Consider the following 26,319-nt stretch of genomic DNA (forward strand, 5'->3'; position numbering starts at 1 on the left):
TCGCGGTAAGATTTTGGACTTAAGTCTGATTCAACTCCAATAACTCCTAACTCTGACCGAATAATTAATAATTCGTAATTTATGGTATAGAGCAACTAACTTGAGTTCTGGAGATAAAAATATGATTTTTTCTAAAACTGAGATTACATTACATCCCAAGGACAAATGACGAACGTAAACAACTTTCAAAGACTAGTAGAACTTGCAAACGATCATGGAATTATTTGCCAGCCAACACCAGAAGAATGCTTGATTGCATCCTTACCTGGAGACGAGGATTTCTTATTAGCTTTTACTTGGTCTGGTGCAGTTGAGGGAGAGCCACCAGAACATGAATTAATCGCAATTAGTGTACAGGATATTGTCAAAGAAGTTACCGTTGCAGCTTGGCAGATTCCTATTTATTTATTCGGAAACGTTTTAAGACAAGCTCAGATGCTTGTCACTGCTCACAAAGATTTTGTTAGCTAATAGACAAGTCTTAGCTAAAAACTACTATCCCTGCCCACTGTGGCGGGGATTTTTATTTAGACTACTGTGATTTGATAAGATTAAAGCAATATTGTGTGATTTCAAGATTCTTGCAGAGAATTATCATCGGAATGACTCCCCTGATTAAAACCTCTGAAACTTTGAGTAAGGTTAACCAAATATTAGTATATACCTGTATATCTATATACTTGATTTAGATAGGGAAATTTAAAAACTTAATAAAATATTTAAACCCTAGCCTTCAAAGGCTTTCCCTTTACACTTTCGCGGATATAGTATCTGTGTTATGAAAAAGGCAGTCCCGATAATTCCGACTTTACTAAAGGATTGTGAAGAGGGCTAGCCAAATAATGACATTTATCATAACTTTATAGTTATAGAACTATTGATTCATCGCCTCATCACTCATGGTTAACACCCTACCCAAGCCAGAAATTAAAACCCCCAGTAAAGAAACGGTACTCACTCCCCGGTTTTATACTACAGATTTTGAAACCGCAGCCAAGCTGGATTTGTCTGCCCAGGAAACGGAGTTGCAGGCGATGTTGACAGAAATGCGGACAGACTACAACCGCCACCATTTTGTTCGTGATGAAGCGTTTGAGCAGTCTTGGGAACACATTGGTGGTGAAGCAAGACAGGCGTTTATAGAGTATTTGGAACGCTCTTGCATTTCTGAGTTTTCCGGCTTTTTGCTATTCAAGGAATTATCCCGCAAGCTGAAAAATCGCAGTCCAGTGTTAGCGGAAATATTTCAACTGATGGCGCGTGATGAAGCCCGCCACGCCGGATTTCTCAACAAAGCAATGGGCGATTTTAAAGTCTCCCTGGATTTAGCCACTGTTACTAAAACTCGCACCTATACCTTTTTCCCGATTGAGTGGGTACTTTACACCGTTTACCTATCAGAAAAAATCGGCTACTGGCGTTACATTATTATTTTCAGACATCTAGAAAAGCACCCAGAAAACGAGTTTTACCCTATCTTCCGCTACTTTGAAAGTTGGTGTCAGGACGAAAACCGCCACGGAGATATATTCAAAGCGCTTTTGCGTTCTCAACCGCAACTTTGGAACACCTGGAAATCTAAGCTGTGGAGTCGCTTTTTCTTACTCTCGGTATTTGCTACCCACACCTTGACAGTTCATGAACGTTCCGGATTCTACAAATCACTGGGACTTGATGCCACAGAATTTGATTTCCAAGTTGTCCGCAATACCAATGAAACTGCGGGACGGGCTTTTCCGGTGATGCTGAATACTGAACACCCCAAGTTTTTCCCACGGCTGCAACGCTGTGCAGGTTACAACTTGAAAATTGCAGAGATTGAGAGCAGTTCTGCACCAAAAGTTGTGAAGCTAATTCGCAAACTACCTTTGATTGCAGCAATTGTTTGGAATCTGCTGTTAGTTTATCTAATCAAACCCATTGATACTGAAATATTGCGGGGAACGGTTCGTTAGCTACTAGGCATCTCCAAAAATGATGTAGGGACAATTCATGAATTGTCCCTACCAAGGATTTCGAGGAACGCAGAATTAATTTTCACCAGATGTCTAATAATAAAAATCCCAAAAAACTGATTGTGATAGCCTGAGGTGCAAAATGTCGGCTGTAAACTAATTGTGCCTTGAAGCGTCAGGCATAATTGCTTCCTGAAGATTTACACCACTGAGGTTAGCTCCCCTAATGTCGGCTCCTCTAAGGTTAGCTCCTCTGAGATTTGCCCCTGCTAAATTCGCGCTTCTGAGGTTAGTCCAACTCAAGTCTGCTTGACTCAAGTCAGCTTCACTAAGGTTAGCCCGCAACAGGTATGCACCACTGAGGTGAGCCTTGTTCAGATTAGCTTTGTAGAGGTCAGCTTTGTAAAGATAAGCACCCAACATTTCCGTCTCATACAAACTCGCTTCGCTAAGGTCAGCTGCAATCAAGTTAGCTTCAATGAGGTTGGCAAAAGAGAGGTTAGTCCGCATCAGCTTTGCTGAACCTAAATCGGCATCTCTCAAGTTAGCGCCTCTTAAGTCAGTGCCAATCAGATTAGCACATGCGATCGCAGCACCTCTAAGATCCACCTGACTCAAATCGGCTCCAATCAGATTGGCATGACTCAAATCTGCCTGCGTAAGTACAGCACCACTCAAGTTAGCAACACTGAAGTTAGCCGCACTCAGGTTAGCTTCAATTAAAAAGGCTTTGTAGAGGTTGGCACTACTGAGGTCAGCACCACTGAGGTTTGCTCGCACCAGTAAAGCATTACTCAAATCCACTTTTCTCAAGTTTACCCCTTGAAGGTTTGCACCTCTGAGGTTATCGCCTTGCAGATTCGCGCTGCTGAGGTCTGGTTCAATCTGGGGATTTTTCTTTCTCCACTCAATCCATGTAACTGCACCTGCTTTGAGTAAAGTTAGATGCTCTCGATTTGCCATTTTCTCTCCTTTACTCCTGACGCCCACCCAGAGAATTTACCCGACCAGCGACACTTTCAATGGCCGTTAACGCTCCCGCCGCCCCTGCTAGAATATCCTGTTCTTGTCCACCTAAGTAAAGCCGTCCAAAGCTACCTACAGCTTGAACTTCAAGAATGTTAATCCTCGCTGCTTTCTCCGCTTCATTGGCAGCCAGTGCGGCATAAGCAGCAGGTTCCACTTCTAATACATATAGTGTTTGACCTGCTAGTAGTAGCTGTCCCCGGCGCGTGCGATTAATCAGTTGTGTTTGATAAGCATCGATGTTGCGAATAATCTGACTAGAAATAACCCGCGGTTTCAGACATTCCTCTCTTTTGACTCCCAGTGCCGCCAAAATAGCTTGACCAGCAGCTCGTGTTTCGCCTTGGGAGCTAGAATGAACTTCTAATAGTCCGTAAAGTCGTTCAACTACCTGTACTCCTGGACGGACAGAGGCAGATTTCAGGGCTATATCCGTAATCTTATTAATTTCGATACCAGGAGAGATTTCAATCCACAGTGATGTATCTCCTGGTAATGGTAAGAAGCCTTGGGCTACTGTTCCCATATATGCTGCATGTTGAGGTTGCAGGTTGTCGAGAAATACGAAACTGCGTAGTTCTATTCCCAAGATTTTGCTCTCCAGTCGTGAGGGTAAAAGTTGTCTATTGCAAGATATAAGCGCTTAACTTGACAATATATGGTATTAAGGAGCGCAAATTCCGTTTAACGGATATACACCCGTGTATCAAATCGCAATTCATAGAAACCAATGCTTATTTAGAAGACCCTCGTCGTCATGGGATAAAATCTGCTTTGATCGGACAACATAATTTTTATTCAACACAGCTGCTTTGTAAACACCCTGACCCTTTTACATTACCCCAGTTTTACCCCCAAATTGACTATTGGGTAAGGGACTTCCGACAAATAAATAAATTCAGGACTTGGGTATTGACAAAATACGCAGAAAATGAACTTAAGAAATAGGCGATGCCTATGCTAACCACCAAAGGCGTTGAAAGGCAGATAATACTAAGGTTGTCTAGTGAAAGTATTTCGGAGAAGTTTCAAAAACGAAATTCCTAGATATTACATGATGTATGTATCTGACAAAGATACACTATTGATAGTGATCGCATTTCCTAATTTGTTTCAAGGAAAAATTCTGTAGATGTCTTTGCGATGAGCAACTAGTTGGCAGATTAATGTTTTTGTTTCTTGATCAAGAGTAGCGCCAATCCGATAATCACCAACTCGAATCTTATATTTATCACTATAGCCTTTCAGTTTTTCAAGATATCCTAATTAAAAAGGATTCTCTGATTCAATTTCTTGAAACACGATAGGTTCTATGCGGCTTTGAATCTCAACTGGTAAAGTAGCAAGTTATTTCAAGAATCTTTTAGTATATTCAACTTGCCACATTTTCTTTTTTTAGTGATTGATAATATTGTAGTGCTTCATCTTTTGATAATGGTTTTTCTTCCTCTACTTCCTCCATGAGTTTTGCTAAACCATAATCCTCAAGAATCTCTTCAATCTTTTCAAATTCAGCGATAGGAATTTGTACGGCAATAGGTCGTTGATTGTCATCGATAACATAGGTTTTGTGAAGTTCAAGCATTTTAATAACTCCTATGTGTAGAAATCCATTGGTTTTCACCTACCTGTTAAAATTTTGGTGTCAGGTAATTAGATTTTAACAGTTTATCGCGATCGCATGGATTGACCTCTCCCCCAACCCCTCTCCGAAGCGGAGAGGGGAGCCAGATTTCTCCCCATTCCCTCGTAGGGAAGGGGGTTGGGGGGTTAGGTCTGTTGAGAACAAGCTGTGGAAATACGCATCAAAACTTTATCAAGTTCGTGTCTCACTTCTTCATTTTTAATTCGCAACAAACGTAGTCCCCTAGCTGACAAAACTTTGTCCCGTTCTGCATCATATTCGGCTTGTCGTTCATGAATTTTGCCATCTACTTCTATCACTAATGCAGTTGAGTGACAGTAGAAATCTGCAATAAAGCCATTGATAATCTGCTGACGGCGAAAGTGCAAACCATTCAGGCGATTAGCACGAAGATGTTGCCAAAGGATTTTTTCTTCTGGTGTCATTTGCTGACGAAGTTCTTTGGCACGTTGCACTTTAACTAAGTCTGCTTTGTATCCGATTACAATATTGCGAGTTCCCTCTTTTTTCGGTGGATAGGGTTCTTCGGGTGTTGGATTATTCATTTATTAAGTATGAAAATAGGTGTTTATCTTTAGATAATGGTTGACCTCTCCCCCAACCCCTCTCCGAAGCGGAGAGGGGAGCCGGATTTCTCCCCCTTCCCTCGTAGGGAAGGGGGTTGGGGGGTTAGGTCTGTGTGCGAAGTACAAAGGTGCGATCGCGTATTTTTTACAATACAATTGTTCTAAATATAACCCAGGTTTTTAAATTCCTAGAGTATAATTTGTTATTAAAGTTATATTAAAATCATAATTTATGAGTACTGCACCTCGTCAAATGACCGTTAATGAGGCTTACCGACTCTATTTTGTTACATGAGCCACTGTCACGAAGTACTGAACGTTTTGATGATCTTTACGATCCAAATAGTTCCTTCGCTCAAAAACTTGAACATGCTTTGATCGCTTATCTACCTAAAAGGCTTGAAGAAGAAATAATAAAAACTTTTTCTATACTTAGGGAAACTATAGAATCTTATAGTTCAGAATCAAAGTGCTTATTGAAAATAGTAAATCCTAAAAGTAATAATCCAATCCCAACTGCATTTTATACTATTTTTATGGCTTTTTTTGATTTAATCATTCACCAATATTTCTCTCCAACAGATCCATCAGGTATTATGATTGCTTTAAAGAATCTTCAACAACGACTAGATTTAAGTCATCGCTACACAAAAACAGAAGACAGAAAAAATAATATTAACCAAACAAAGGGATTGATTCAAGATTTTTTTGCTAGAAGAGAACCACCATTACTCGGACATGGAGTTGAGTTAGCACTAGATTTTGAAAACTCTTTACGTCGTTCTCGTATAGAAACAACGAGGTATGAATGTAAGCAAGGCTTTCTTGATTTGTCTATTAGCAGAAAGTTCAATTACGATCTACTAGAAAGAATTATTGAGACAATTTGTGGAATTGCAAATTTATGTTCAGCCACAGATGGATATATTCATATTGGAGTAACTGACTCGAAAAAGGATGCTGATAAAATCGAAGAACTAGACAAAATTCAACCTATTGAAATTAATGGTAGATATGTCGTCGGAATTGACAGAGAAGCAAATTTACACAACAAAACTAAAGATACAGAGCAATATGTAAGGATATTAAGCAATGCTATTCAAAACTCTGCTCTTACTGAACCACTTAAAACACAGGTACTAGCAAAGTTTGACACAATATTATATAAAGGACTGTCAGTAATTAGAATTACGGTTCCTCCTCAAATAGCAGTATCATTTGTTGGAAAAACAGCTTTTACAAGAAAAGACTCGTCTACAATACCTGTAGAAGGGCCTGAGTTACTGGCTATTAATCAGCTTTTTCAAAAATGATTATTTTAGCATGGTGGGCATTGCCCACCCTACTATATTTACTAACGCAAACTACTAGCTGGCATACCCAAAATATCTTCAAGCCTTGGCATATCTTCCAACGCAATCACGCGCCCTTCATCCTCAAAACCGGCAATTTGATCAAAGTTCAAATACCGATACAAATCATCTGCAAAAGGATGAATTCTACTCGCCACAATATCCAAGTATTCCTGCACTGTGGGAAGCCGTCCCAGCAGCGCACAAACTGCGGCTAATTCTGCTGAACCAAGATACACTCGCGCATCTTTACCCATGCGATTATTGAAGTTGCGGGTAGAGGTAGAAAATACTGTTGTGCCATCAGCAACTCGCGCCTGATTACCCATGCACAAACTGCATCCTGGCATTTCTGTACGCGCACCCGCAGCCCCAAAAACGCTGTATACACCTTCTTCTTTTAATTGGTGTTCATCCATGCGGGTTGGTGGTGCTATCCACAGGCGAGTTTTTACTTCACCTGCACCTTCCAAAACTTTCGCTGTTGCCCGATAATGACCAATATTCGTCATACAAGAACCGACGAATACTTCTTGCACTGGATCATTAGCAACTTCCGATAATAACTTAACATTATCGGGGTCATTGGGAGCAGCTACAATTGGTTCTTTGATTTCGTTCAAATCAATTTCAATTATTTCGGCATACTCTGCATCGGCATCGCCTTCTAATAACACGGGATTTGCTAACCATTCTTCCATCTTTGCTACACGGCGCAGCATGGTACGGGCATCATGATAGCCCCGTGCTATCATATTTTTCAACAGCGCTATGTTAGAACGCAGATATTCAGAAATTGTCTCTACACTCAGCTTAATTGTGCATCCGGCACAAGAACGTTCGGCACTTGCATCAGTGAGTTCAAAGGCTTGTTCAACTTTTAAATCTGGCAAACCTTCTATTTCCAGAATTCGCCCGGAGAAGACGTTTTTCTTATTCTGCTTCTCTGCTGTCAGCAAACCTTTTTGAATTGCCACGTAGGGTATGGCATTCACAACATCCCGGAGGGTGATACCTGGTTGCAATTCTCCTTTAAATCTTACCAAAACTGACTCTGGCATATCTAAAGGCATCACACCCAAGGCGGCTGCAAAGGCTACTAATCCAGAACCGGCAGGGAAGGAAATACCCAAGGGGAAGCGGGTGTGAGAGTCGCCGCCAGTTCCCACGGTGTCGGGTAGCAGCATCCGGTTTAACCAAGAGTGGATGATACCATCACCGGGACGGAGAGCGACACCGCCACGAGATGCAAAAAAATCGGGGAGTTCGTGATGGGTTTGGATGTCTACTGGTTTGGGATAAGCTGCTGTGTGGCAGAAACTTTGGATTACTAAGTCTGCACTGAAACCAAGACAAGCGAGTTCTTTTAATTCGTCGCGGGTCATGGGGCCTGTGGTATCTTGAGAACCAACAGTAGTAATGATGGGTTCGCAAGATGTGCCGGGACGCACACCAGGTAATCCGCAAGCTTTACCTACCATTTTTTGTGCCAAGCTATAGCCTTTGCCTGTATCAAAGGCTTGCTGGGGACGGGTGAAAACTTTGCTGGGTTCTAAACCAAGTGCAAGACGAGTTTTGTCGGTGAGGGTACGTCCGATTAGTAGGGGGATGCGTCCACCTGCGCGGACTTCATCGAGGATAGTGTCAGGTTTGAGGGCAAAGGTGGAAATGACTTCGCCTGCAACGTTTGTGATTTCGCCTTTGTAGGGATGGATGGTAATTACCATGCCGGTTTCTAGTTTGGTGACATCGCACTGAATAGGCAAAGCACCGGCATCTTCTGCTGTGTTAAAGAAAATTGGCGCGATCGCACCACCTAAAACATAACCCCCAGCGCGTTTGTTTGGCACAAAAGGTATATCATTTCCCATGTGCCACAATACGGAGTTGATGGCAGATTTACGCGAGGAACCTGTACCAACTACATCGCCTACGTAAGCTACAGGATGCCCTTTTTTCTTCAATTCGGCAATAGTTGCCAAGCTTCCCGGTTGCCGTGACTCTAACATCACTAAGGCGTGTAAGGGAATATCTGGGCGAGTTGTGGCGCTTTGGGCGGGGGATAAATCGTCGGTATTGGTTTCGCCAGGAACTTTAAAAACAGTGACAGTAATCGCTTCTGGTACAGTGGGGTGAATGGTAAACCATTCAGCTTCCGCCCAGGAGTCAATCACCTGCTTGGCGAAAGGATTGGTTTTAGACAACTCTAAAATATCGTGGAAGGCATCATATACCAAAAGGATTTTGCTTAAGGCGTTGGCGGCATAAGCAGCGATGGGTTCCTTTCCTTGTCCGCCCATTACCAGAGGTGTTTCAGATGAGTCGGAGACGGATACGGTGGGCAATTGCAGCAAATCGATTAAAGATTGCACGTTGTAACCACCAATCATTGTGCCCAGCAATTGCACCGCTTCGATGGGCGCAATCAACGGACTGGTGATTTCCTTCTTGGCAATAGCGGTGAGAAATCCAGCTTTGACATAAGCTGCTGGATCAACACCAGGAGAAACGCGATCGCGCAATAAATGTAATAATATCTCCTCTTGACCCTTTGGCGGATTTTTCAGTAATTCACATAATTCTGAGGTTTGTTTCGCATCCAATGGTAAAGGAGGAATACCGAGTGCTGCCCTTTCGGCAACGTGTTTACGATATTGTTCTAGCATTTTTATGTTCTCCATTGGGATGTTCTATCTTTAATTATGAAATATTTTTAGTCAATACTTGGCTATAAGAGTTTAGCTTACTTTTATTACTGAAAGCCTTACTGGTAATCAGTTATTAATAACTTTTTTATACTGAAAGTTTGGAAAGTATGAGGCGAATAGAATTCGCTACTACACAAACAAAGTCTACCTCCGTGGACTAAGAGGAAATCAAGGATTTTTAACCCACGTAGGTGGGTAAAGTCTCGTATAGCCGCGACTTCTAATCGCCAAGTGTAGTAATAAATTAGATTGATTGTTGGTTTAACCAAGCTTCTAAATCAGCAACACTAGAAAAATCTAGTAATGCCTCTCCTAAATTCTCTAATTGTTCAATCGATAAATCTTGAACTCGCTCGATTAATGATGCATCAATATCACCAATACGGCGATTTAGTTGACGCAGTATTAAGTCTTCTTTTCCTTCTTGCCTGCCCTCTTCTTTGGCTTGTTCTCTGTCTCTTTGATAAAGTGGTTCTAGTCGCATAATTAACTCCCTATCATCTGCTTCTAATTCTTGATTTACTCTCAAGTTTTCGCGCAAGTTGTAAACTAATTCGAGAGTTGCTTTTTGGTATGGATGATCTAATGGTAACGCTTGCAACTCGATAATCGCTTGTGACTGCACACTTCCCCTACCTAAAAGCCTCAACCATAATGTCTCTGGTGTTTGCGGTAGTTGGTGTATTGCTACAATTGCTGTTCGCAACGCATCTGGCAGAAAATGGACTCCTGATAACCAACCTTGTTTTTGAATAGTTCCAAAGCTAGACAATCTAGTTTCAGATATGGTTGGTGTAAGAACCCACAATTTGGGAATTTCTGAGTCTTGAAGTTTGGTTTTATTTGCCTTAGCTTCTCGTCGCAGGAGAGCCTTGATTTCTAATAATTTGAGAATACAGTCGCAGATTTCATCGGTAGAAGCTGGATTACGGTATGGTTCTATAATCGCAGGCTATTGGGCAAATCTCCCTAACAAACCCAGTATTTGTATATTAGAGTTTTGTTGTTTAGCAGGAGTAAATAAAACATCTATTTCTTTAATCTCTCCTGATACTTTTTCTGATGCTTTGACTTCACCGTAATCTTTTAATAATTCTTCTAGATAGTCTTTGGCAAATTGATCATGTATAAACCTGGTCATTAAATCTTAAGATTTTAGAAGTTCTGGGTTAATGCAAAGTCTTATTATATAGCAGCCCTGAATCATTCGTGACAAAATAGATCCCCGACTTCTTTGAGAAGTCGGGGATCTGCTGGACACATTTAATTTTCACAGTGACTTTTGACTTCCCGCTAGGGCGTGACGGTTATTGCATTTTCATCTGATGTTTTATCTGTGTTAGATTTCAAGCGTGTCAATCTGCTTTTACGGATACGTTCGCTGTCTCTAACGCCACCTGCAAGTTCATATTCGTTGCTGTTTTTGCCGTACTTGAAACCAACCCCCATCAGCATTTTATCTGAAACCTGACTTAAGGTTTTTTCCATTTCATCTAGCTTTTTTCTAGAAGAGTCAATCATAGCTATAGCAGCGTTATACTCATCAAGCATATTGTGAAAACTATCTATTAATTGAGTCAGGTTTTGCAAGTTATAAGTATCATCAAAATTGATCTTTGGATCAATAGCTTTCAGCCCAGCAACTCTAAACTCAGCTTTTTCTAAAATCCGGGAGCTACGTTTTCTTCGAGGCATAAATTTACACTTTTAAAAGCTTTACAGAGCTATTTTGTCTCAATTAACCTAGATTCTGGTTCAGCAAAAAGCGCATTTTTTTAGTAAAAGTTTTTATTTATGCCAGTAATTTCTCGGAATTTAATCATCAAAGGCTGATTTTCAACAAAATAATATTATGTTTAAGCAATAGACAATAGGGCACAGCATTGCTCACTGGTGTCTACTTTTGCCAAAAATAGCGTACTTATTGGGTGTTGTTCACCCGCCAGGGATTGTAAATCCCTGACTAATTGCTCAAGTCTACTGAAGTAGACTGAAAATTTTTGCAATCTTTAGTCCTCTTCAGAGGACTTTAGCTATGAGACAGAGATTTACAATCTCTGGCGGACGTGCGGTTTCGCGTTAAGTTGACACCAGTGAGCATTGCTGTGCCCCTACAAATGGTTTGTATTCCATATTGCTTTAACATTAAGCCTTAATTTTGTAATCTTAAGCCTTTATATTTTAGCTCTAAGGCTTAATGTTGTAAGCTTAAAGCTTTATGTTATAACCTGAAGTCTTAATGTTATTACCTTAAGGCTTTATGTTCTAGCTCTAAGGCTTAATGTTGTAACTTTAAGAGTCAACCTTATAACATTGATGACTAAAGTTGGTTGGTGAGTGCAATCATCGCTACATAGTCTATATTGTTGATTTACAGCGATCGCACCCTGAATCGATCAATGATAACGCGATCGGGCATTTGGGAAAATTTCAACATGGAAGTTCAGCCAAAAGAAATCAGGAATTATTTAAGATTTGATGGTATAGATATTTTTTCTGAGTGGTTTGACTCTCTGCGGGATAGAAAAGCAAAGGCTAAAATCCGAGCAAGGCTTGACCGAGTAGAGGAAGGTAATTTAGGGGAAGTGTAAATCAGTTGGTGATGGTGTTTTTGAACTTAGAATAGACTATGGTTCTGGCTACCGCATATACTTTGGACAGGAAGGGTAAACAGTTATTATTCTTTTGTGTGGTGGCGATAAAAGTACTCAAGATAAAGATATTGCTAAAGCCAAGGAATATTGGGAAGACTACAGGAGTAGAGATAGATGATGCCTAAAAGTACAAGCTATCATAAAAAACTGATTCAAGACTTAAAAAATCCACTAGAAGCAGCAGCTTATATCGAAGTTGTTTTAGAAGAAGGCGAGCCAAAAATGTTGAGCAAGGCGCTAAAAAATGTCATAGAAGCGCATGGTGGAATTGACCAGCTTTCTGCACAAGTTAAGGAACTCTACAATAAACTTGACCAGATGCTATGCGAAAAAGGAGAGATTGAGTTTTATAGTCTAAATTCTTTGTTAGATGCTTTAGGATTACATTTGGCAGTAATAGTAAAGTTATAATTCGCAATTCGCAATGGGCTAACGCCCCGCTCCGCTAACGCAATTCACAATTTAATACGGTTCAGTTATGGCCAAAAAACTTAAACTGCGTAGGTTGAGGTTGAGGAACGTAGACCCAAAGGGGCAATCCGTGTCACCAATTCTACATAAAGCGACCAAGCCGCCTTCTTTTGTGTGGTGTCAACTTTCCAAGACATCAAACCAATGCCAAAAGGCAGACTTAACAGATACAGTCTCTAAGGAAATGCGATGCCTAGGTTGGGCTACGCCTACGCGCATATTCATAATAAGCAAATTTAACTAATTTATTTGTGTATTGTATAGTAAATAATGTTACTCATCTATAATTTATTCAGAATTAGTTGCTATAATTCTCACTATTTAACCTAAATTTTTATAGTAAAATCTGGATATTTTTAACTAATTCAGATAAACTAATACATTTGTCCGTTGCATCACGCTTCTTTTGTATATGCCCAAAACTTACACCGTAGAAATTGATCACCAAGGCAAAACTCATACCTTGCAGGTTCCCGAAGATGAAACGATCTTATCAGTTGCCGAAGCTGCTGGTTTGGAACTGCCGAGTTCTTGTAATGCTGGTGTTTGCACAACTTGCGCCGGTCAAATAAGCGAGGGAACTGTAGATCAAACTGATGGTATGGGCGTTAGTCCAGATTTGCAAAAGCAAGGTTACGTATTGCTTTGTATTGCCAAACCCCTTTCTGATTTGAAAATTCAGACGGAAAAGGAAGATGTACTTTATCAGTTACAATTTGGCAAAGGCAAATAATCAGCGAACAGTTATCAGTATATCGGATGATTATTCATCACTGAATAACTGTTCATTGAGATTACCAAATCTGATAAATTACATAAGTATTTCATCGCAGATGAAGTCAGCTATTCTATAAACTACAAATCAACAGGATTTACCAAAATGACGACTCATTTTATTACCGCAGAAATTGATTTACAAGAAACTCCCGCAGAGTTACTAGAAGTAATTGAAACAGAGTTAAAGAAACAAGGCGAACCACTACGTTGGGCAGTCACTTCTGTAGATGCTGACGAACAAAAAGCTACAGTTGAAGCTGTGGTGACTACAGTCAAGAGTTAGAAAGCATCTCACCTTTGCAAATATACCAGGCGATTAGAAATCGCGGCTACACAAACTTTCGTCCGCCTGGTATTTTGAAGACAAACACAATATCAGAAATTAGACCGGAAGTCCGCCGCGTAAATAGGTCAGTTCGGATAGTGTTGTAAAAATTATTGTCAGAAGGAGAGTGCGATCGGATAAAAATGAAAACATAAGCAAAACCGGGTGTCAGAAACAGACCGAAAATAGTGCGCCAAGGCAATTGAGCTATTTTCCAGGCGGATTAGAGGGATTAGAGGGATTAGAGTTATCTATTGGTGTACCATCTGTAGACCCTCCCCCCAAATTAGACACCCAATCGTTTGCTTCTAACCCGAAGTGTCCTGTCTCAAACCACTTAGACTTGAGCAGCGACCACCAATCATTTGTCAATCCTTCCAATACATAGTCATAAGGAAGCCAACCATAGCCCCCTTCACCCCAATGGGTTCCCCAACAGTTTCTGATTAGCAATGCTCCTTGTGAGCATCTACTACCATCAGCGTTCTCTATTACTTTATGGTCGTCGTAGCCAACTGCAACAACAGCATGACCTCCTTTTACCTTATCGTTTTTAACTGGGTATGGAATATACCCACTTGGGTTTAAATCCTCGATGGAATAATACATAGTAAACCCAAAGGCGCAGGGAAAACCAGCGGCTAAAGCTGTTTTAATTCGGAATAACAGTATATTTCCTGTAGTACCTAAGGGATTTAGACGGAAGTATTTCAGCGCTTGATAACTTTGACCAAAAGAGTAGCAAAAAGGGGTTGGTTCATCTTTAAACCTGTCTTCTTGATAGGGCCAATACTCTTCTGGAGGCACGCCAAATAATGCCATTGCCCGCATGGTTTCCCGAAGAGATGCTCCTGCATCGTCGTGACGATGCATGAGATTGAGTGTTGCTTTGTAAAGAAAGAGCCGAGAAGCATCGACATATCTATCAAAACTTCTTTTCTCAAAGTACTCCATTAAAGCAACACCGGCATGTGCCGTACATGAATCCAATGAGCCTTGGTCTTCAATTGGGGAACACCAGAAGGTTAAATCTACAAATTCTGGCATTAATAAATATACAGTTACATTCTTGCTATTTTCTTGTTTTTGTTTTTGTTTTACACATTTTTGTAAATGTCCTTCTAACGGAAGTTGTAAATCACTTTGAAACTCTAGACTTTTCTCCAAATGCTTTGGATAATCTTGACGTTCGGGTAAGATTTGGATGACTGTTCTCAGATTATTCGGTTGAGTTTTTGAATTATTTTCTCCCTGAACTTGAGGATTATAATTCAGACTAATTTTTAAATTCTTGATAGTTACTTCTAAATCTTTGATAGATTTAAATATATCATCTATCTTTTTTAAAGATGTAGCTAATTTCTTTTTTCTATCTTTATCTAGGCAAACTTGATCAGTAATTTTCTTATCAATATTACTCAGGGATTGTTTGAAATTTAAAATTGCTGAAATAGCTATATATAAAGACACTGGATTTAAATCCCAGTCTTTAAATAAGTTTTTTTCCTGTTCTGCTTGAGAAAAAATACTAGATTTTTCCCACAACTTTTGCTGAGAATATTTATTGTTTTTAGCATTAATCCCTGATTTATTATTCCCTTGTTGATTATTTTCTTGACGGATATAGTTAACGTATTCAGATTTATCGAACCATTGATCTAGCTTATCTAATACGTCTCTTACAGCTTTTTCAAGATTTCTATGTTTAGCTAAAGGAGAAATTAGTTGAGCAACCAATTTAACTATCATGTCAATTGCTCGTTTCAACGCATCTCGGTGTTTGGCGAGATCAGAATTAATACTATCCGTAGCTTTTGGAATTATTTTTTCATTAACAAAATGTTCAGGTTTCAATTCAGAAATTTCAAAAACCCTTAAGATTATTTCATAAAGGGTTATGGGTATTGTTGAGGATGCAGGTAAAACTTCCCGTTGCTGTTGTTTTTTGAGTGCAACTAAGTCACTTAATACTTGTAAGCTTTTTGTGAAATAAACATCATCTCTTTCTATTTCATATCTAGCTTGAAATGATTTTATAGCTGTATCTGTCTGTCGACTAGAATACCCTGTTACTTGTCCATCAAATTCTCCTAACTCACATAAAAGCTGCTGTACCTTTTTAAGTTTATCATCACCGAAAGATTGTTTTGCTTGTGCATTATATAGATCATCTAGGATTCTCTTTGTCTTTTCGTCAACTATCCCATCAACATGATCAACCTTTGAAGGATGATATTGTCTTTGAAATTCTTGAACTGCATCCTCTGTTAGATAGTCAAAGAATCCTTTTATTGCCCCGTTATTTTCTCCTAAATTTTTGAGATAGCCTAGTTTATTCAGTTTTATTTGAATTTCTTTAATTTCTGGATCAAACATTCCACATTTTTTAATTGTTTTTTCCGTGCTTTTAGCTTTAGAAGTTTCTTCTGTTTTTTGAAGTTTTAAGATTTCTAAAATTTGGTTTAAAGTATAGAGTGTTACTTGATCTACAACACTATCAACCTTGTCATCAGTGTTAGCCCTATCAATACTTTCATCTGAGACAATTGAGAGACCAAAAATACTCTTGAATAGTTTTACTGCCTCCTTTGTAATTTCACCAAAATAACCATATTCCAGATAATCTGATTTTGAAAAATCATCTACAAATTTCCTAATTTTTTGTCCCTCAGTTCCAAAAATATGCTCATATTCGCTAAATTCCAGCAACTTCTGTTGAAGATTATAGACTTCCTGCCCTGCACAACCATGAGCTAAAAATATCTGTTCTTTAAGAGCTTTAGCATTGACTAATTTGAAACCTTTATTTATCTTTTGCTGAAAATTGTTGAACTTTGAGGCAAGTGTCTCTTCGAGAGTTGGATTTAGTCCATTTTTTATTAATTTTAATAACTCAAACAATTCTTCTATACTGTTTTGGGAATCATTATCATTATTTATCTGTATATCTTGGACTGTGATCATTAACTTCTGATTGATTTCGTCCATACGATAGTCTCTAAAATCGGGGTAGTCTGGTATCCAACCTGTTGATTTTTTATACATGGTGATGTCCTCTCAGATTTATGCTGTTATGTTTATCTATGGTTTTGGTTTTTTTTATGCAAAAAAGTAGTTAAAATTTATTGCTTTTCTTGAAGCATTTGACTACCTGAAATAATAGTGAAAATTGTCGAAATCAATATTTAGCCTGAGTTTGAACTCCACCACACAGATTGCGATCGCTTTGACTCACATTCGGGTTATTCTTCAGATAATCATGCAGCCAATCGCATCCACGCCCCATCAAATTATCTAGGGTGAGATTTTCCACATTCCACAAAATTGCTGTACCATCTTTACTCCCAGAAACGAGAGTCTTACTGTCAGGGCTGAAACTGATCCCATTGACCTCACCACTGTGACCAGTAAGAGTAATAATCAAAGTCCCGTCTTTGTGCCAAAGTTTCACCGTTCCGTCATCACTAGCAGTCGCAATCATCTTGCCGTCAGGACTGAAAGTTACTTGCCAGATTGCAGCACTATGCCCATTAAGACTAGCGATCGCACGACCATCAAGCTGCCAAAGTTTTACTCTCTCATCTGCGCCAGCACTGGCAAGGGTCTGACTATCAGGGCTAAAACTGACGCTGTAGACAGAAGCGTTATGGTTTAAAATCTTGAGTAACTGACCTTGCCGATTCCAGAGTTTCACTGCCCCGTCATTACTACCAGTGGCAATCATCTTGCCGTCTGGACTAAAACTGACGCTATAGACAGTGGCGCTATGGTCTAAAGGTCTTAGCATCTGACCCTGGCGATTCCAAAGTTTCACTGTTTTATCTTGACTAGCGGTGGCAATAATTTTGCTGTCTGGGCTGAAACTCACGCTATGAATGCGAATGCGATCGCCATGCTTTAAAGTCTTGAGTAGCTGACCTTGCCAATTCCACAGTCTCACCACCCCTTCGTCAGAACTGACAGCGGCAATTATCTGACCATCTGGACTAAAATTCACATCCCAGATTGTGTAGTTATTTACCTGAAGCGATTTGATCTCCTTACCCTGCTGATTCCAGAGTTTCACCGTCCCGTCATCACTAGCAGTAGCGATCGCTTTCCCGTCGCTTGAGAAGTTCACACGATTGACACCAGCCTGATGTCCAGTAAGAATAGTCTGCCAAGGGCGGTCAATTTGCCACAGTTTCACTGACTTATCTTGACTAGCAGATGCAAGGGTACGACCATCGGGGCTGAAAGTAACTTGATTAACTCTACTACTATGTCCTCTAAAGGTAGTAAGTTTCTGGCCATTTTTCTGCCAGAGTGTCACGCTATTATCATCATTACCCGTGGCAAGGGTCTGACCATCGGGACTGAAACTGACGCTGTAGATCCGACTACTTTGTGCCTCTAATTTCTTAAAAGTTGAAAGCAATTTCCCTTCAGTATTCCAAAGTTTCACCGTTCTATCTAAACTGGCAGAGGCAAGGGTATGATCAGAACTGAAGCTCACGCTAGTCACTGTATTATTATGTTCTTCTAGGGTCTTAAGTTCTTTACCGTCTTTGTTCCACAGTTTCACGGTTCCGTCTAAACTGGCAGAAGCAAGGATTTGACTATTAGGACTGAAACTCAAACTATAGATAGTGCCTGTATGCCCCTTGAGGATTTTTAGTTCCTGACCCTGTATGTTCCAAAGTCTCACTATATTGTCGTCACTACCAGAGGCAAGAATCTTGCCATCATGACTGAAACTTACAGATCGAATTTTAGTATTCAGCTTTTTCAAGGTTTTAGGTTCCTTGCCATCCTGTTTCCAGAGTTTCACTGTTCCGTCTAAACTGGCAGAAGCAAGGATTTGACTATTAGGACTGAAACTTACACTAAGTACTTGATCTAGGTGTCCTTTTAAAGTTTTCTGCAAAAGACCTTGTTTGTTCCAAAGTTTTACTGTGTTGTCTCCACTAGCGGTAGCGATCGCTTCTCCATCGGAACTGAAACTAACGCTTTGGATATAATTGCTGTGTCCCTGGAGGCGATCGCGTTCTCTTACCCAGTAAACCGCCTGTCCCAGCAACTTGATCACCTCTTGCTGTTCCTGAATTGAAATGTTGGCTTTGGCTTGAGTTAATTGTTTGAGTTGCTTGCCGGCTTTTAAACCTTCTATCAGGGCATCAATCGTATTTCTATTGGAGGTAAAACGTGCATCTGACGCTGAAATTAAGGCTCGGAGTTCCGATTTTTGTGCTTCTATCCGCAGTTTATCAGCCTGCTTCCAGCCAATAGCTGCAAATATAGCCAATCCCGTTGAAATCAACAACCCAGAAGTCAGGCCAATTAGTCTTTTTCTGTGACGTATCTTCTGGGCTTTACGACTTTCGCCAATATACTCTTGTTGGAGTGATGTAATCAAAGGTTCTTTCCCCGCTCCTTGGGTGAACCATTGCTCTGCTTCTTCGAGTTCACTACCTTGTAGCAAATAACTATTATTGCGTTTTTTCTGATCCCATTCCAAGGCTCCCATGAGTAAACGGGTATGCTGTTTAACATGAGCTAGGTCAGTATCAAGTGCTTTGAGTAATGATTGAAAAGCTTGCTCAAAATCATTACTTTCTTGGAAGAAAATATAGTTAATTTTAGCTAATTCGGGATCAATACCTTCAGCATACTGCCACACGATTGGCACTAAACGTTTATTGTGCTTTCGGGCGTGTGCAATCTCTTCACAGCAGACTTTAGAAGCGACTGAATTTGGACTAATAATAAAGATAAAATTATCAGCGGCTTCAATTCCTTCATAAATTTCTTTCCGCCAATCTGCCGTGGGTGGAATTCCTTCCCAGTCTACCCAGATATCTAGCTTCTGTTGCTTGAGTGCTTCATAAAGCCTTTTGACGAACTCTTTATCTTTGCGAGAGTAGGAAATAAACGCCTCAGCCATATAATTTTCTATCAATACTTAATAAAATTTAAGTAAAATACTGTTTTTTTACTATTTACGTAAAAATTCTATATACTTCGGAAAAATAATTAGTTAAATGCAAATTTCATCTATCGTTTAGATGTTCTTACTATATGATCTTTTAGAAGAATTTTCAGTAACAGATCAAAATTAGCTACTTTTACACAAAGCTTAAAGTGAATGTTCAAATCAGGGCAAGTTTCTTTCCTTTTTCATTTATTTGAACAACAATTATCTGCGTTATTACACATTAATTTATTTTTGTCAATACATGTTACCAAAAAGAGACGTAGCATTGCTACGTCTCTACAAGTGCAAATAGCCAAAGTGACTGGTCGCCACACCGAAGCGCTCCAGAGGTCAACCCGTATTTCTCACAAGCTTCAGGCGTTTGATGGAGCAGAGGGGAAGTAATGAGTAATGAGTAATGAGTTATGAGTTATGAGTTATGAGTTATGAGTAAAAACTTCTTACTTATTACTTCTTACTTATTACTCATTACTTATTACTTCTCACTTCTCACTTCTCACTTCTCCCCTGCACAAGCGCAGGCTTTGAGAGGTGTGGTGAGAAATCCGGGGTCAAGCAGTGGCAAGAATAGACTGAATATTACAGTGTACAAACAAGTCCTAAAAACCTAGCTTGATAAGGCTTTCCTCCTTCCTGGGCTGCCACCCAGCCCTGACAAGTAGGCTTAAACAGAAAATGCAACGATATTGTAACGACAGCTAACGTTGACGTTGCAAAAGTTTACATTTAGAATGTAATCGGCAAAAATCGATAAGTATTTATTCTTATTTATCCTGAAAAACCAACATTCGATGAGTATATATTCTTGTCAAAAGCAAAAATTTAATCTTTTGGAGTTCAAGAATGTTTACAAAAGTATTGATTCCTTAATATAATGTAATTAAAAGCGAGAAGGCAAATTGATTGTCAGAAGTGATGAATGCTATTGAATTTCCCTGGCTAACAGCCATAATCCTCTTACCCTTGGTGGCTGCCTTAGCCATCCCCTTAATCCCAGACAAAGAAGGTAGAACTGTCCGGTGGTATGGTCTGGGAGTTGCGATCGCCGACTTTGCACTGATGATTTGTGCCTTTTGGTATAACTACGACTTTCAGAGTTCAACACTCCAACTTGTAGAAAACTATCCTTGGATACCGCAGTTAGGTTTGCATTGGGCTGTGGGGGTTGATGGTTTATCGATGCCCTTACTGCTTCTGACAGGCTTAATAAATACCCTCGCAATATTCGCGGCTTGGAAAGTTACCACCAAGCCGCGATTATTTTATGGTTTGATGTTAGCGATGTACAGCGCCCAGCTTGGCGTATTTGTCGCCCAAGATTTGCTGTTGTTCTTCCTGATGTGGGAAATCGAGTTAGTGCCGGTTTACCTGCTGATTTCCATCTGGGGAGGACAAAATCGCCGTTATGCCGCTACTAAATTCATTCTTTACACCGCCGCTGCATCAATATTTATCTTGATTGCCGGTTTTGCAATGGCATTCTCTGGAGATACCGTTACCTTCGACATGGCGACTCTGGGAATGAAAGAATACCCCAAAACCTTGGAATTGTTGATTTATGCGGGTTTCTTGATTGCCTTCGGTGTGAAGTTACCGATTTTTCCTTTACACACTTGGCTACCTGATGCCCACGGTGAAGCATCAGCACCCGGTTCAATGATTTTGGCTGGTGTGTTGTTAAAAATGGGTGGTTATGCTCTCATCCGCTTCAATGTGGAAATGTTACCAAATGCCCATGTGACTTTTGCCCCAGTGCTGGCAATTTTGGGTGTGGTTAACATTGTCTATGGTGCTTGCTGTGCCTTTGCTCAAACCAATCTCAAACGGCGCTTGGCTTACTCTTCAATTGCCCACATGGGGTTTGTGCTGATTGGGATTGCGTCCTATACAGAAATAGGTATCAGCGGTGCAGTGTTACAGATGGTTTCCCACGGCTTGATTGCTGCTAGCTTGTTCTTCCTGTCTGGCGTGACTTACGATCGCACCCACACCTTGATGATGGATAAAATGGGCGGTATGGCTAAGGTAATGCCTAAAACCTTTGCTCTGTTTACCATTGGTTCAATGGCTTCTCTCGCCTTACCCGGAATGAGTGGTTTTGTGGGTGAGTTGATGGTATTTCTGGGTATTGCCACCAGCGATGTTTACAGTTCCAGCTTCAAAGTTGTAGTCGTGCTACTGTCAGCAGTTGGCGTGATTTTGACACCAATTTATTTACTGTCGATGCTGCGTCAAGTATTCTACGGTGAACAAAGTCAAGAGTTGCACTTGGATGCTGTAATATCTGATGTCAAACCCCGCGAAATATTTATTACCGCTTGTTTATTGCTGCCAATCATCGGTATCGGGTTCTATCCCAAATTGGCAACGCAGACTTATGATGTGAAGGCAGTAGAATTAGCTGCCCATGCTCGTGAAGTTCTACCAGTCGTTGCTCATCAACAACCATCAAGTCTGTACTCGCGGATTTTCTCTGCGCCAACATTGGCTACTTCTCAAGTTGAGAGTTCAATTAACATTTCTGAGTAAATTAACTTCCCATTAAGGGGTCTGCAAGTAAATTCTAAATTATTAGGGCAATAAAGGGGTGGTTAGATAACTACCCCTAAAATTTTGGCATTTTGGAGGGGCGATCAGGTGCGATTGCTTGTATTTCCCGACCTAGAAATAAAACTAAATAGCAGCAGAATAGGCTTCATCCACCTTCAAAGTTGTGCCTGTAATAAACTTGGCATCATCAGAAATCAGAAAAGCAATTATTTTAGCAAACTCTGCATAGGTAGTAGGACGACCAAGCATCAAATCCGAAGGCACATTCCATCCCTCTAACTCTGCCATTGAATCTGCTACAAAAAAAGGCGCTACGGAAACCATGCGAATTCTATCTGCTTTGTAACGCTTGGCATAAAGTTTTGTAAACCCTTCCATTGCGGCGCGGAGTGTACCGCTAAAGGGTGTCCCTAATTCTGGTTCATGGGAGTCACACGCGGAAATATTCACGATGACACCGCCTCCTGAATATTGCATTGCTTCTGTAACTAGTTTGGCGATGCGGACAACACTCAAAAACAGCATTTCAAAGTTTTCTATCCACATTTCATCAGAAATAGATAGCAAATCTGGTCGAGGTGGATCTCCAAAACTATTTACGACTGCATCAATACGACCAAATTGAGCTAAAGTTGTCTCTACTAATCGCTGTAAGTCTTGAAAATTGGTAATTGATCCTTGAGTGCCAATACCGCCCAATTCATCTGCTAAATCCAGAATCTCAGGCGATCGCGCCATCAGTGAAACCCTATAACCCTGCGCTGCTAACTCTCGCGCACAACCTGCACCAATTCCTCGACTAGCAGCCGTAATAATCGCTACTTTTTGTGCCATATAAGTAATTTAAATTCCTAAACTTTTCGTAGAGAGCGTCCCATGTCTCCACTGCCAATAATTCCAATCTTCATGAGTTAACCCTCATTTCACCGTAAATTGTGAAAAGATTATAGTTAAAGCAGGTGAAGTAGCCACAAAGCAATTATGACCACCAACTTACCTGTAGCCACAGAAATTATACCAGTGGTTTTGCAATTGCAACCTGCGATCGCACTAACCGAAGATCAGTTTTATGAATTTTGTCAGCTAAACCACGACTTTCGCATCGAACGCAATGCTGCTGGAGAATTAGTAATTATGCCCCCTACTGGTTCCGAAACTGATCAACATAACTTTGACATTATTGTTCAGTTGGGTATTTGGACAAAGCAAGATGGTACAGGTGTAGGGTTTGGTTCCAGTGGTGGGTTTACTTTGCCTAATGGTGCGGTGCGTTCTCCAGATGCAGCGTGGATAAAACGCGATCGCTGGGAAGCCATACCACCAGAACTGCGAAAAAAATTTGCACCGATTTGTCCTGAGTTTGTAATTGAATTGCGTTCTGAGAGCGATAACTTACGAATTTTGCAAGACAAGATGCAAGAGTATATTGATAATGGCACTCAACTTGGTTGGTTAATTGATAGAAAACAGCGCCGAGTTTTTATTTATTGTCCTAATATTGCGGTTGAGGTATTAGATAATCCTAAGATACTTTCTGGTGAACCGTTGCTACCTGGGTTTGTTTTGGATTTAAGTCAGGTTTGGTAGGGAGTAAGCTAGTTTTATAGTACCGAAATCAAAATTCTAGGAATCTATGGCGGCGAAAGACATATTCCATGATGCAGTAAAACGCGCTTTGGAGAAAGAGGGTTGGCTCATCACTAATGACCCACTTTTCCTGCGTTTTGGTGGTTTGGATATGTACATCGGCCTTGGTGCAGAAAAAGTTTTAGCAGCTGAACGAAATCAAGAAAAAATTGCGGTTGAAGTCAAAAGCTTTGTTGCTCCATCTACTACAACTGAGTTTAGTACTGCTTTAGGACAGTTTCTCAAATATCAACTACGCACTTGAACAAGAACAACCTTTCAATTGCTAAATTTTTCGTGATTTAGGATATAGCCAAAAGCTAAATAAACGGCTAACTCTAGGCATGACAATATATGTCAACAGCAAAACCATAGTAATTGTAATTATCAACGAAATAATTAAGGGAGGTAAAGCGCGAAGTAGGGGCGTTACAAATGTAGTCAACAAATTAATCAACACAAATACAGCCCCCCAAGTTAGCAATGCTGTTTTATAGCGTGGTGGAGTTTTCAGTGGTTGACCAGGAAGAGAAAACCAAGCTTCTAATCCGCTAAGTTGTTGAACATGAGGATCAGATTCAACCAAATGTTTACCTTGATTGAGCCAATATTCGCGATCGCGTGATGTCATCCACACCTTTAAATTTTCATAACCGTCAAACCGGAAAATGATCACATATTCATTTCGCACCCCAAGTTGGGGACGAATCACATTTGTTCCCAGATGACCCATATATGTTCTGGAAACTCTGGTAATCTCTTTCAACCAAGCTTCGTAAGCAGTTTCGCATCCTGGTTTGACAAGTTGTGTAATTACCACGGTTACAAATTGAGCGTCCTGTTCCATCTCCATTAGTTATGCACTATCAATGTTAGTAAATGATGTAATTTTTAGTAACCATAGCATGTTTGAGTTCATCAATTTTGAATTTTAGATTTTGGATTTTTTCACGTAGCTTGCTTATTGCAGAGCGAGGATCAATTTTCTTGCTGTGAAACATTTTTAAATTTGGGATTTTAATTATTGTGTATAGGTTATTAATATGAATATTTTCATGTATCACTTATTTACTCATCATTTATGACACAAAAGGTAGGTTTTTTAGCTTTTGAATAAGTCAAAATATTGAAAATACTAGAAGATGATAAACTATCGATTCAAAAATAGTCTAAAATTTTTGCTCGTCGAGATATTGATGAGACATTAGACAAAACTAAACTTTACTTAGAAAACACGGTAGCATTGTTCAGATTTAGAATAAAGCTGACTATCAGTATTTCTTGCGGGCAATGCTGATATATTCATAAACCTAGAAGACAACTCGCTCTGTATGGCTCTCACCACCTCTACTTACCAAATTACTGATTTATTCGCCGAACGAGCTAGAAACCTCACACCACCAACTTACGGCACTGAGTTAACCAAAATTATTACTGTTAGCTTTGCCTACGGTTTAGCTGACCCAATTCTCTTTCCCCACGCTGACTTGGCTGCTGCAAGTGCTGCTGTACTGGCAGAAGAGGCTCCGATCGCCCTGAATTACGGGCCACCTTCTGCCCAATTGTATGAACAAATTATCCTCCGCTTGCAGGCTAAAGGAATCGCTGCCGATCGCGATCGCCTGATCATTGGCTACGGTTCTGGTCAGATTTTGGGCTTGCTACCAGATGTATTTATCGAACCTGGCGACATAGTAATTGTGGAAGGGCCAACCTTCTTGGGAGTGGTTAGTAGATTTGTCCATGCTGGCGCACGCGTAATTACCATTCCTGTGGATGAGTCGGGGATGGATGTGGACGCATTAGAAGAAACTTTGAGCGATTTGAAGAAACAGGGCATTCGACCCCGGTTTATTTATACTATCCCCACCTTTCATAATCCTACAGGCACTACTATGCCGTTATTTCGCCGCCAAAAGCTGGTAGCACTGGCGGCAGAGTATGGCGTGTTGGTAGTAGAAGACGATGCTTACAGCGATTTGCGCTTCCAAGGGGAAGCTGTGCCTCCTTTGGCAACCCTTGACAAGGAGGGGTGGGTTTTATACGTGAATACCTTCTCAAAAATTATTGCGCCTGGTATCCGCCTGGGCTGGGCTTGCGGCGATCCAGCAATTATTGAGCGGTTGGCAATGTTCAAAAGTGAGGGGCCAGTGGGGCCGTTTGTCAGCCATGTGGTTGCCCGCTACTGTGCTACAGGCAAACTAGATGATCACATTCAGGAGTTAATCGCTTGCTACAAGCATAAGTGTAATTTGTTGTTAGAAGCGATCGCTCACGAGTTTCCCAGTGATGTAGTTGCTTTGCGACCAGATGGGGGCTTTTTCGTTTGGTGTAAATTGCCACCAGATATCAGCGCCACAGCACTACTAAACACTGCCAACGAACATGGCATCAGCTTTCTATCAGGGACTCGCTGTTATGCCAATGGACAGGGAGATGATGCCATCAGGTTAGCTTTTAGCTTTCAACCAACCGAGAAGATTGTTGAGGGAATCGCTGTTTTGGGAGCAGTGTTGCGCGGATGGCGGTAATTCTTCAGGAGGCAGGAGGCAGGAGGCAGGAGGAACAAATCATTTGGGGCTGAATCCTTGGATGATTTGGCAGGTATAAGCTCTCGTACCCTTCGGAAAGCTGACGCAACAGTGGGGTCTTAAACTCTTGCTCCCTCTGTTCGCGGCAGGAGGCAGATA

20 protein-coding genes and 3 pseudogenes are annotated in these 26,319 nt (G+C 40.5%); 11 read left to right on the forward strand and 12 right to left on the reverse strand.

The genetic code is table 11. The features are described 5' to 3' along the window. The first annotated feature begins 165 nt into the window (after nt 1-165). Nucleotides 166-471, forward strand: coding sequence for a hypothetical protein (locus ACWATR_RS00650; protein ID WP_435024757.1), 306 nt, complete (start codon nt 166-168; stop codon nt 469-471). A gap of 428 nt (nt 472-899) precedes the next feature. Next, on the forward strand, nt 900-1,955 hold the full coding sequence (gene acsF, locus ACWATR_RS00655; RefSeq protein ID WP_460328525.1) for a magnesium-protoporphyrin IX monomethyl ester (oxidative) cyclase: 1,056 nt from the start codon (nt 900-902) through the stop codon (nt 1,953-1,955). A 156-nt stretch (nt 1,956-2,111) separates the two neighbouring features. Here the strand turns inward: acsF and ACWATR_RS00660 are convergent, their stop codons facing one another. From ACWATR_RS00660 to ACWATR_RS00675, 4 genes are all read right to left on the reverse strand, one after another. Continuing rightward, nucleotides 2,112-2,918, reverse strand: coding sequence for a pentapeptide repeat-containing protein (locus ACWATR_RS00660; RefSeq protein ID WP_460328527.1), 807 nt, complete (start codon nt 2,916-2,918; stop codon nt 2,112-2,114). Nucleotides 2,919-2,928: 10 nt separating this feature from the next. After that, entirely contained in the window at nt 2,929-3,570 is a 642-nt protein-coding gene (locus ACWATR_RS00665) for a hypothetical protein (protein WP_104908762.1), read from the reverse strand. A gap of 783 nt (nt 3,571-4,353) precedes the next feature. Then, entirely contained in the window at nt 4,354-4,566 is a 213-nt protein-coding gene (locus ACWATR_RS00670) for a hypothetical protein (protein ID WP_460328531.1), read from the reverse strand. A gap of 185 nt (nt 4,567-4,751) precedes the next feature. After that, on the reverse strand, nt 4,752-5,171 hold the full coding sequence (locus ACWATR_RS00675) for an endonuclease domain-containing protein (protein ID WP_460328533.1): 420 nt from the start codon (nt 5,169-5,171) through the stop codon (nt 4,752-4,754). A gap of 284 nt (nt 5,172-5,455) precedes the next feature. On the opposite strand from ACWATR_RS00675, the gene ACWATR_RS00680 reads away from it, so the two are divergent. Next, complete coding sequence (locus tag ACWATR_RS00680) at nt 5,456-6,505, forward strand: AlbA family DNA-binding domain-containing protein (RefSeq protein ID WP_460328535.1); 1,050 nt, start codon at nt 5,456-5,458, stop codon at nt 6,503-6,505. Between the two features lie 41 nt (nt 6,506-6,546). Here ACWATR_RS00680 and acnB read toward each other — a convergent pair whose 3' ends face one another. From acnB to ACWATR_RS00695, 3 genes and pseudogenes are all read right to left on the reverse strand, one after another. Beyond that, entirely contained in the window at nt 6,547-9,210 is a 2,664-nt protein-coding gene (gene acnB, locus ACWATR_RS00685; RefSeq protein WP_460328538.1) for a bifunctional aconitate hydratase 2/2-methylisocitrate dehydratase, read from the reverse strand. A 286-nt stretch (nt 9,211-9,496) separates the two neighbouring features. After that, nucleotides 9,497-10,393, reverse strand: a pseudogene (locus ACWATR_RS00690) (DUF4351 domain-containing protein). A gap of 152 nt (nt 10,394-10,545) precedes the next feature. Further along, nucleotides 10,546-10,947: a hypothetical protein gene (locus tag ACWATR_RS00695; RefSeq protein WP_460328540.1), complete on the reverse strand. Its 402-nt coding sequence runs from the start codon at nt 10,945-10,947 to the stop codon at nt 10,546-10,548. 740 nt (nt 10,948-11,687) lie between these two features. On the opposite strand from ACWATR_RS00695, the pseudogene ACWATR_RS00700 reads away from it, so the two are divergent. The 4 genes and pseudogenes from ACWATR_RS00700 to ACWATR_RS00715 all read left to right on the forward strand — a co-directional run bounded on the left by ACWATR_RS00700 (nt 11,688) and on the right by ACWATR_RS00715 (nt 13,437). Further along, nucleotides 11,688-12,024: pseudogene (locus ACWATR_RS00700) on the forward strand (type II toxin-antitoxin system RelE/ParE family toxin). After that, nucleotides 12,024-12,317, forward strand: a complete 294-nt coding sequence (locus tag ACWATR_RS00705) for a helix-turn-helix domain-containing transcriptional regulator (protein WP_460340098.1) — start codon at nt 12,024-12,026, stop codon at nt 12,315-12,317. Before ACWATR_RS00700 ends, ACWATR_RS00705 begins: the two are co-directional and overlap by 1 nt. Before the next feature lie 472 nt (nt 12,318-12,789). Continuing rightward, nucleotides 12,790-13,110: a 2Fe-2S iron-sulfur cluster-binding protein gene (locus ACWATR_RS00710; protein ID WP_460328542.1), complete on the forward strand. Its 321-nt coding sequence runs from the start codon at nt 12,790-12,792 to the stop codon at nt 13,108-13,110. 147 nt (nt 13,111-13,257) lie between these two features. Then, nucleotides 13,258-13,437: a hypothetical protein gene (locus ACWATR_RS00715; RefSeq protein WP_094351499.1), complete on the forward strand. Its 180-nt coding sequence runs from the start codon at nt 13,258-13,260 to the stop codon at nt 13,435-13,437. A gap of 46 nt (nt 13,438-13,483) precedes the next feature. On the opposite strand, the gene ACWATR_RS00720 is transcribed toward ACWATR_RS00715, so the two are convergent. The 3 genes from ACWATR_RS00720 to ACWATR_RS00730 all read right to left on the reverse strand — a co-directional run bounded on the left by ACWATR_RS00720 (nt 13,484) and on the right by ACWATR_RS00730 (nt 19,402). After that, nucleotides 13,484-13,681 (reverse strand): hypothetical protein, encoded by a 198-nt coding sequence (locus ACWATR_RS00720; RefSeq protein WP_460328545.1) that lies wholly within the window; start codon nt 13,679-13,681, stop codon nt 13,484-13,486. Between the two features lie 5 nt (nt 13,682-13,686). Further along, nucleotides 13,687-16,524: a peptidoglycan-binding protein gene (locus ACWATR_RS00725; protein ID WP_460328547.1), complete on the reverse strand. Its 2,838-nt coding sequence runs from the start codon at nt 16,522-16,524 to the stop codon at nt 13,687-13,689. Nucleotides 16,525-16,657: 133 nt separating this feature from the next. Next, nucleotides 16,658-19,402, reverse strand: coding sequence for a toll/interleukin-1 receptor domain-containing protein (locus tag ACWATR_RS00730; protein WP_460328549.1), 2,745 nt, complete (start codon nt 19,400-19,402; stop codon nt 16,658-16,660). Nucleotides 19,403-20,368: 966 nt separating this feature from the next. Between ACWATR_RS00730 and ACWATR_RS00735 the strand changes: the two genes are divergently transcribed. After that, entirely contained in the window at nt 20,369-21,982 is a 1,614-nt protein-coding gene (locus ACWATR_RS00735; RefSeq protein WP_460328551.1) for an NAD(P)H-quinone oxidoreductase subunit 4, read from the forward strand. A 144-nt stretch (nt 21,983-22,126) separates the two neighbouring features. On the opposite strand, the gene ACWATR_RS00740 is transcribed toward ACWATR_RS00735, so the two are convergent. Continuing rightward, nucleotides 22,127-22,837: an SDR family oxidoreductase gene (locus tag ACWATR_RS00740; protein WP_460328553.1), complete on the reverse strand. Its 711-nt coding sequence runs from the start codon at nt 22,835-22,837 to the stop codon at nt 22,127-22,129. Nucleotides 22,838-22,984: 147 nt separating this feature from the next. On the opposite strand from ACWATR_RS00740, the gene ACWATR_RS00745 reads away from it, so the two are divergent. Together ACWATR_RS00745 and ACWATR_RS00750 are read left to right on the forward strand one after the other, a co-directional pair. Next, nucleotides 22,985-23,590 carry a Uma2 family endonuclease gene (locus ACWATR_RS00745; protein ID WP_460328555.1) on the forward strand — a complete coding sequence of 202 codons (606 nt, stop codon included), beginning with the start codon at nt 22,985-22,987 and terminating at the stop codon, nt 23,588-23,590. 46 nt (nt 23,591-23,636) lie between these two features. Then, nucleotides 23,637-23,885 (forward strand): annotated as a pseudogene (locus ACWATR_RS00750) (element excision factor XisH family protein); the annotation flags it as partial. 30 nt (nt 23,886-23,915) lie between these two features. Here ACWATR_RS00750 and ACWATR_RS00755 read toward each other — a convergent pair. After that, nucleotides 23,916-24,476, reverse strand: a complete 561-nt coding sequence (locus ACWATR_RS00755; protein ID WP_460340101.1) for an antibiotic biosynthesis monooxygenase — start codon at nt 24,474-24,476, stop codon at nt 23,916-23,918. Between the two features lie 484 nt (nt 24,477-24,960). Here ACWATR_RS00755 and ACWATR_RS00760 point away from each other — a divergent pair, with 484 nt between their 5' ends. Beyond that, nucleotides 24,961-26,160, forward strand: coding sequence for an aminotransferase-like domain-containing protein (locus ACWATR_RS00760; RefSeq protein WP_460328557.1), 1,200 nt, complete (start codon nt 24,961-24,963; stop codon nt 26,158-26,160). Nucleotides 26,161-26,319: the final 159 nt, after the last annotated feature.

Source organism: Nostoc sp. UIC 10890, from assembly GCF_054786515.1.

What these genes read in the sequence shown, in the direction of transcription:
- ACWATR_RS00670 (WP_460328531.1), bottom strand. Translation starts at nt 4,566, where the DNA reads ATGCTTGAACTTCACAAAACCTATGTTATCGATGACAATCAACGACCT.
- ACWATR_RS00755 (WP_460340101.1), bottom strand. Translation starts at nt 24,476, where the DNA reads ATGGAACAGGACGCTCAATTTGTAACCGTGGTAATTACACAACTTGTC.
- acnB (WP_460328538.1), bottom strand. Translation starts at nt 9,210, where the DNA reads ATGCTAGAACAATATCGTAAACACGTTGCCGAAAGGGCAGCACTCGGT.
- ACWATR_RS00730 (WP_460328549.1), bottom strand. Translation starts at nt 19,402, where the DNA reads ATGGCTGAGGCGTTTATTTCCTACTCTCGCAAAGATAAAGAGTTCGTC.
- ACWATR_RS00675 (WP_460328533.1), bottom strand. Translation starts at nt 5,171, where the DNA reads ATGAATAATCCAACACCCGAAGAACCCTATCCACCGAAAAAAGAGGGA.
- ACWATR_RS00715 (WP_094351499.1), top strand. Translation starts at nt 13,258, where the DNA reads ATGACGACTCATTTTATTACCGCAGAAATTGATTTACAAGAAACTCCC.
- ACWATR_RS00650 (WP_435024757.1), top strand. Translation starts at nt 166, where the DNA reads ATGACGAACGTAAACAACTTTCAAAGACTAGTAGAACTTGCAAACGAT.
- ACWATR_RS00725 (WP_460328547.1), bottom strand. Translation starts at nt 16,524, where the DNA reads ATGTATAAAAAATCAACAGGTTGGATACCAGACTACCCCGATTTTAGA.
- ACWATR_RS00660 (WP_460328527.1), bottom strand. Translation starts at nt 2,918, where the DNA reads ATGGCAAATCGAGAGCATCTAACTTTACTCAAAGCAGGTGCAGTTACA.
- ACWATR_RS00710 (WP_460328542.1), top strand. Translation starts at nt 12,790, where the DNA reads ATGCCCAAAACTTACACCGTAGAAATTGATCACCAAGGCAAAACTCAT.
- ACWATR_RS00745 (WP_460328555.1), top strand. Translation starts at nt 22,985, where the DNA reads ATGACCACCAACTTACCTGTAGCCACAGAAATTATACCAGTGGTTTTG.
- ACWATR_RS00695 (WP_460328540.1), bottom strand. Translation starts at nt 10,947, where the DNA reads ATGCCTCGAAGAAAACGTAGCTCCCGGATTTTAGAAAAAGCTGAGTTT.
- ACWATR_RS00740 (WP_460328553.1), bottom strand. Translation starts at nt 22,837, where the DNA reads ATGGCACAAAAAGTAGCGATTATTACGGCTGCTAGTCGAGGAATTGGT.
- ACWATR_RS00680 (WP_460328535.1), top strand. Translation starts at nt 5,456, where the DNA reads ATGAGGCTTACCGACTCTATTTTGTTACATGAGCCACTGTCACGAAGT.
- ACWATR_RS00705 (WP_460340098.1), top strand. Translation starts at nt 12,024, where the DNA reads ATGCCTAAAAGTACAAGCTATCATAAAAAACTGATTCAAGACTTAAAA.
- ACWATR_RS00760 (WP_460328557.1), top strand. Translation starts at nt 24,961, where the DNA reads ATGGCTCTCACCACCTCTACTTACCAAATTACTGATTTATTCGCCGAA.
- acsF (WP_460328525.1), top strand. Translation starts at nt 900, where the DNA reads ATGGTTAACACCCTACCCAAGCCAGAAATTAAAACCCCCAGTAAAGAA.
- ACWATR_RS00735 (WP_460328551.1), top strand. Translation starts at nt 20,369, where the DNA reads ATGAATGCTATTGAATTTCCCTGGCTAACAGCCATAATCCTCTTACCC.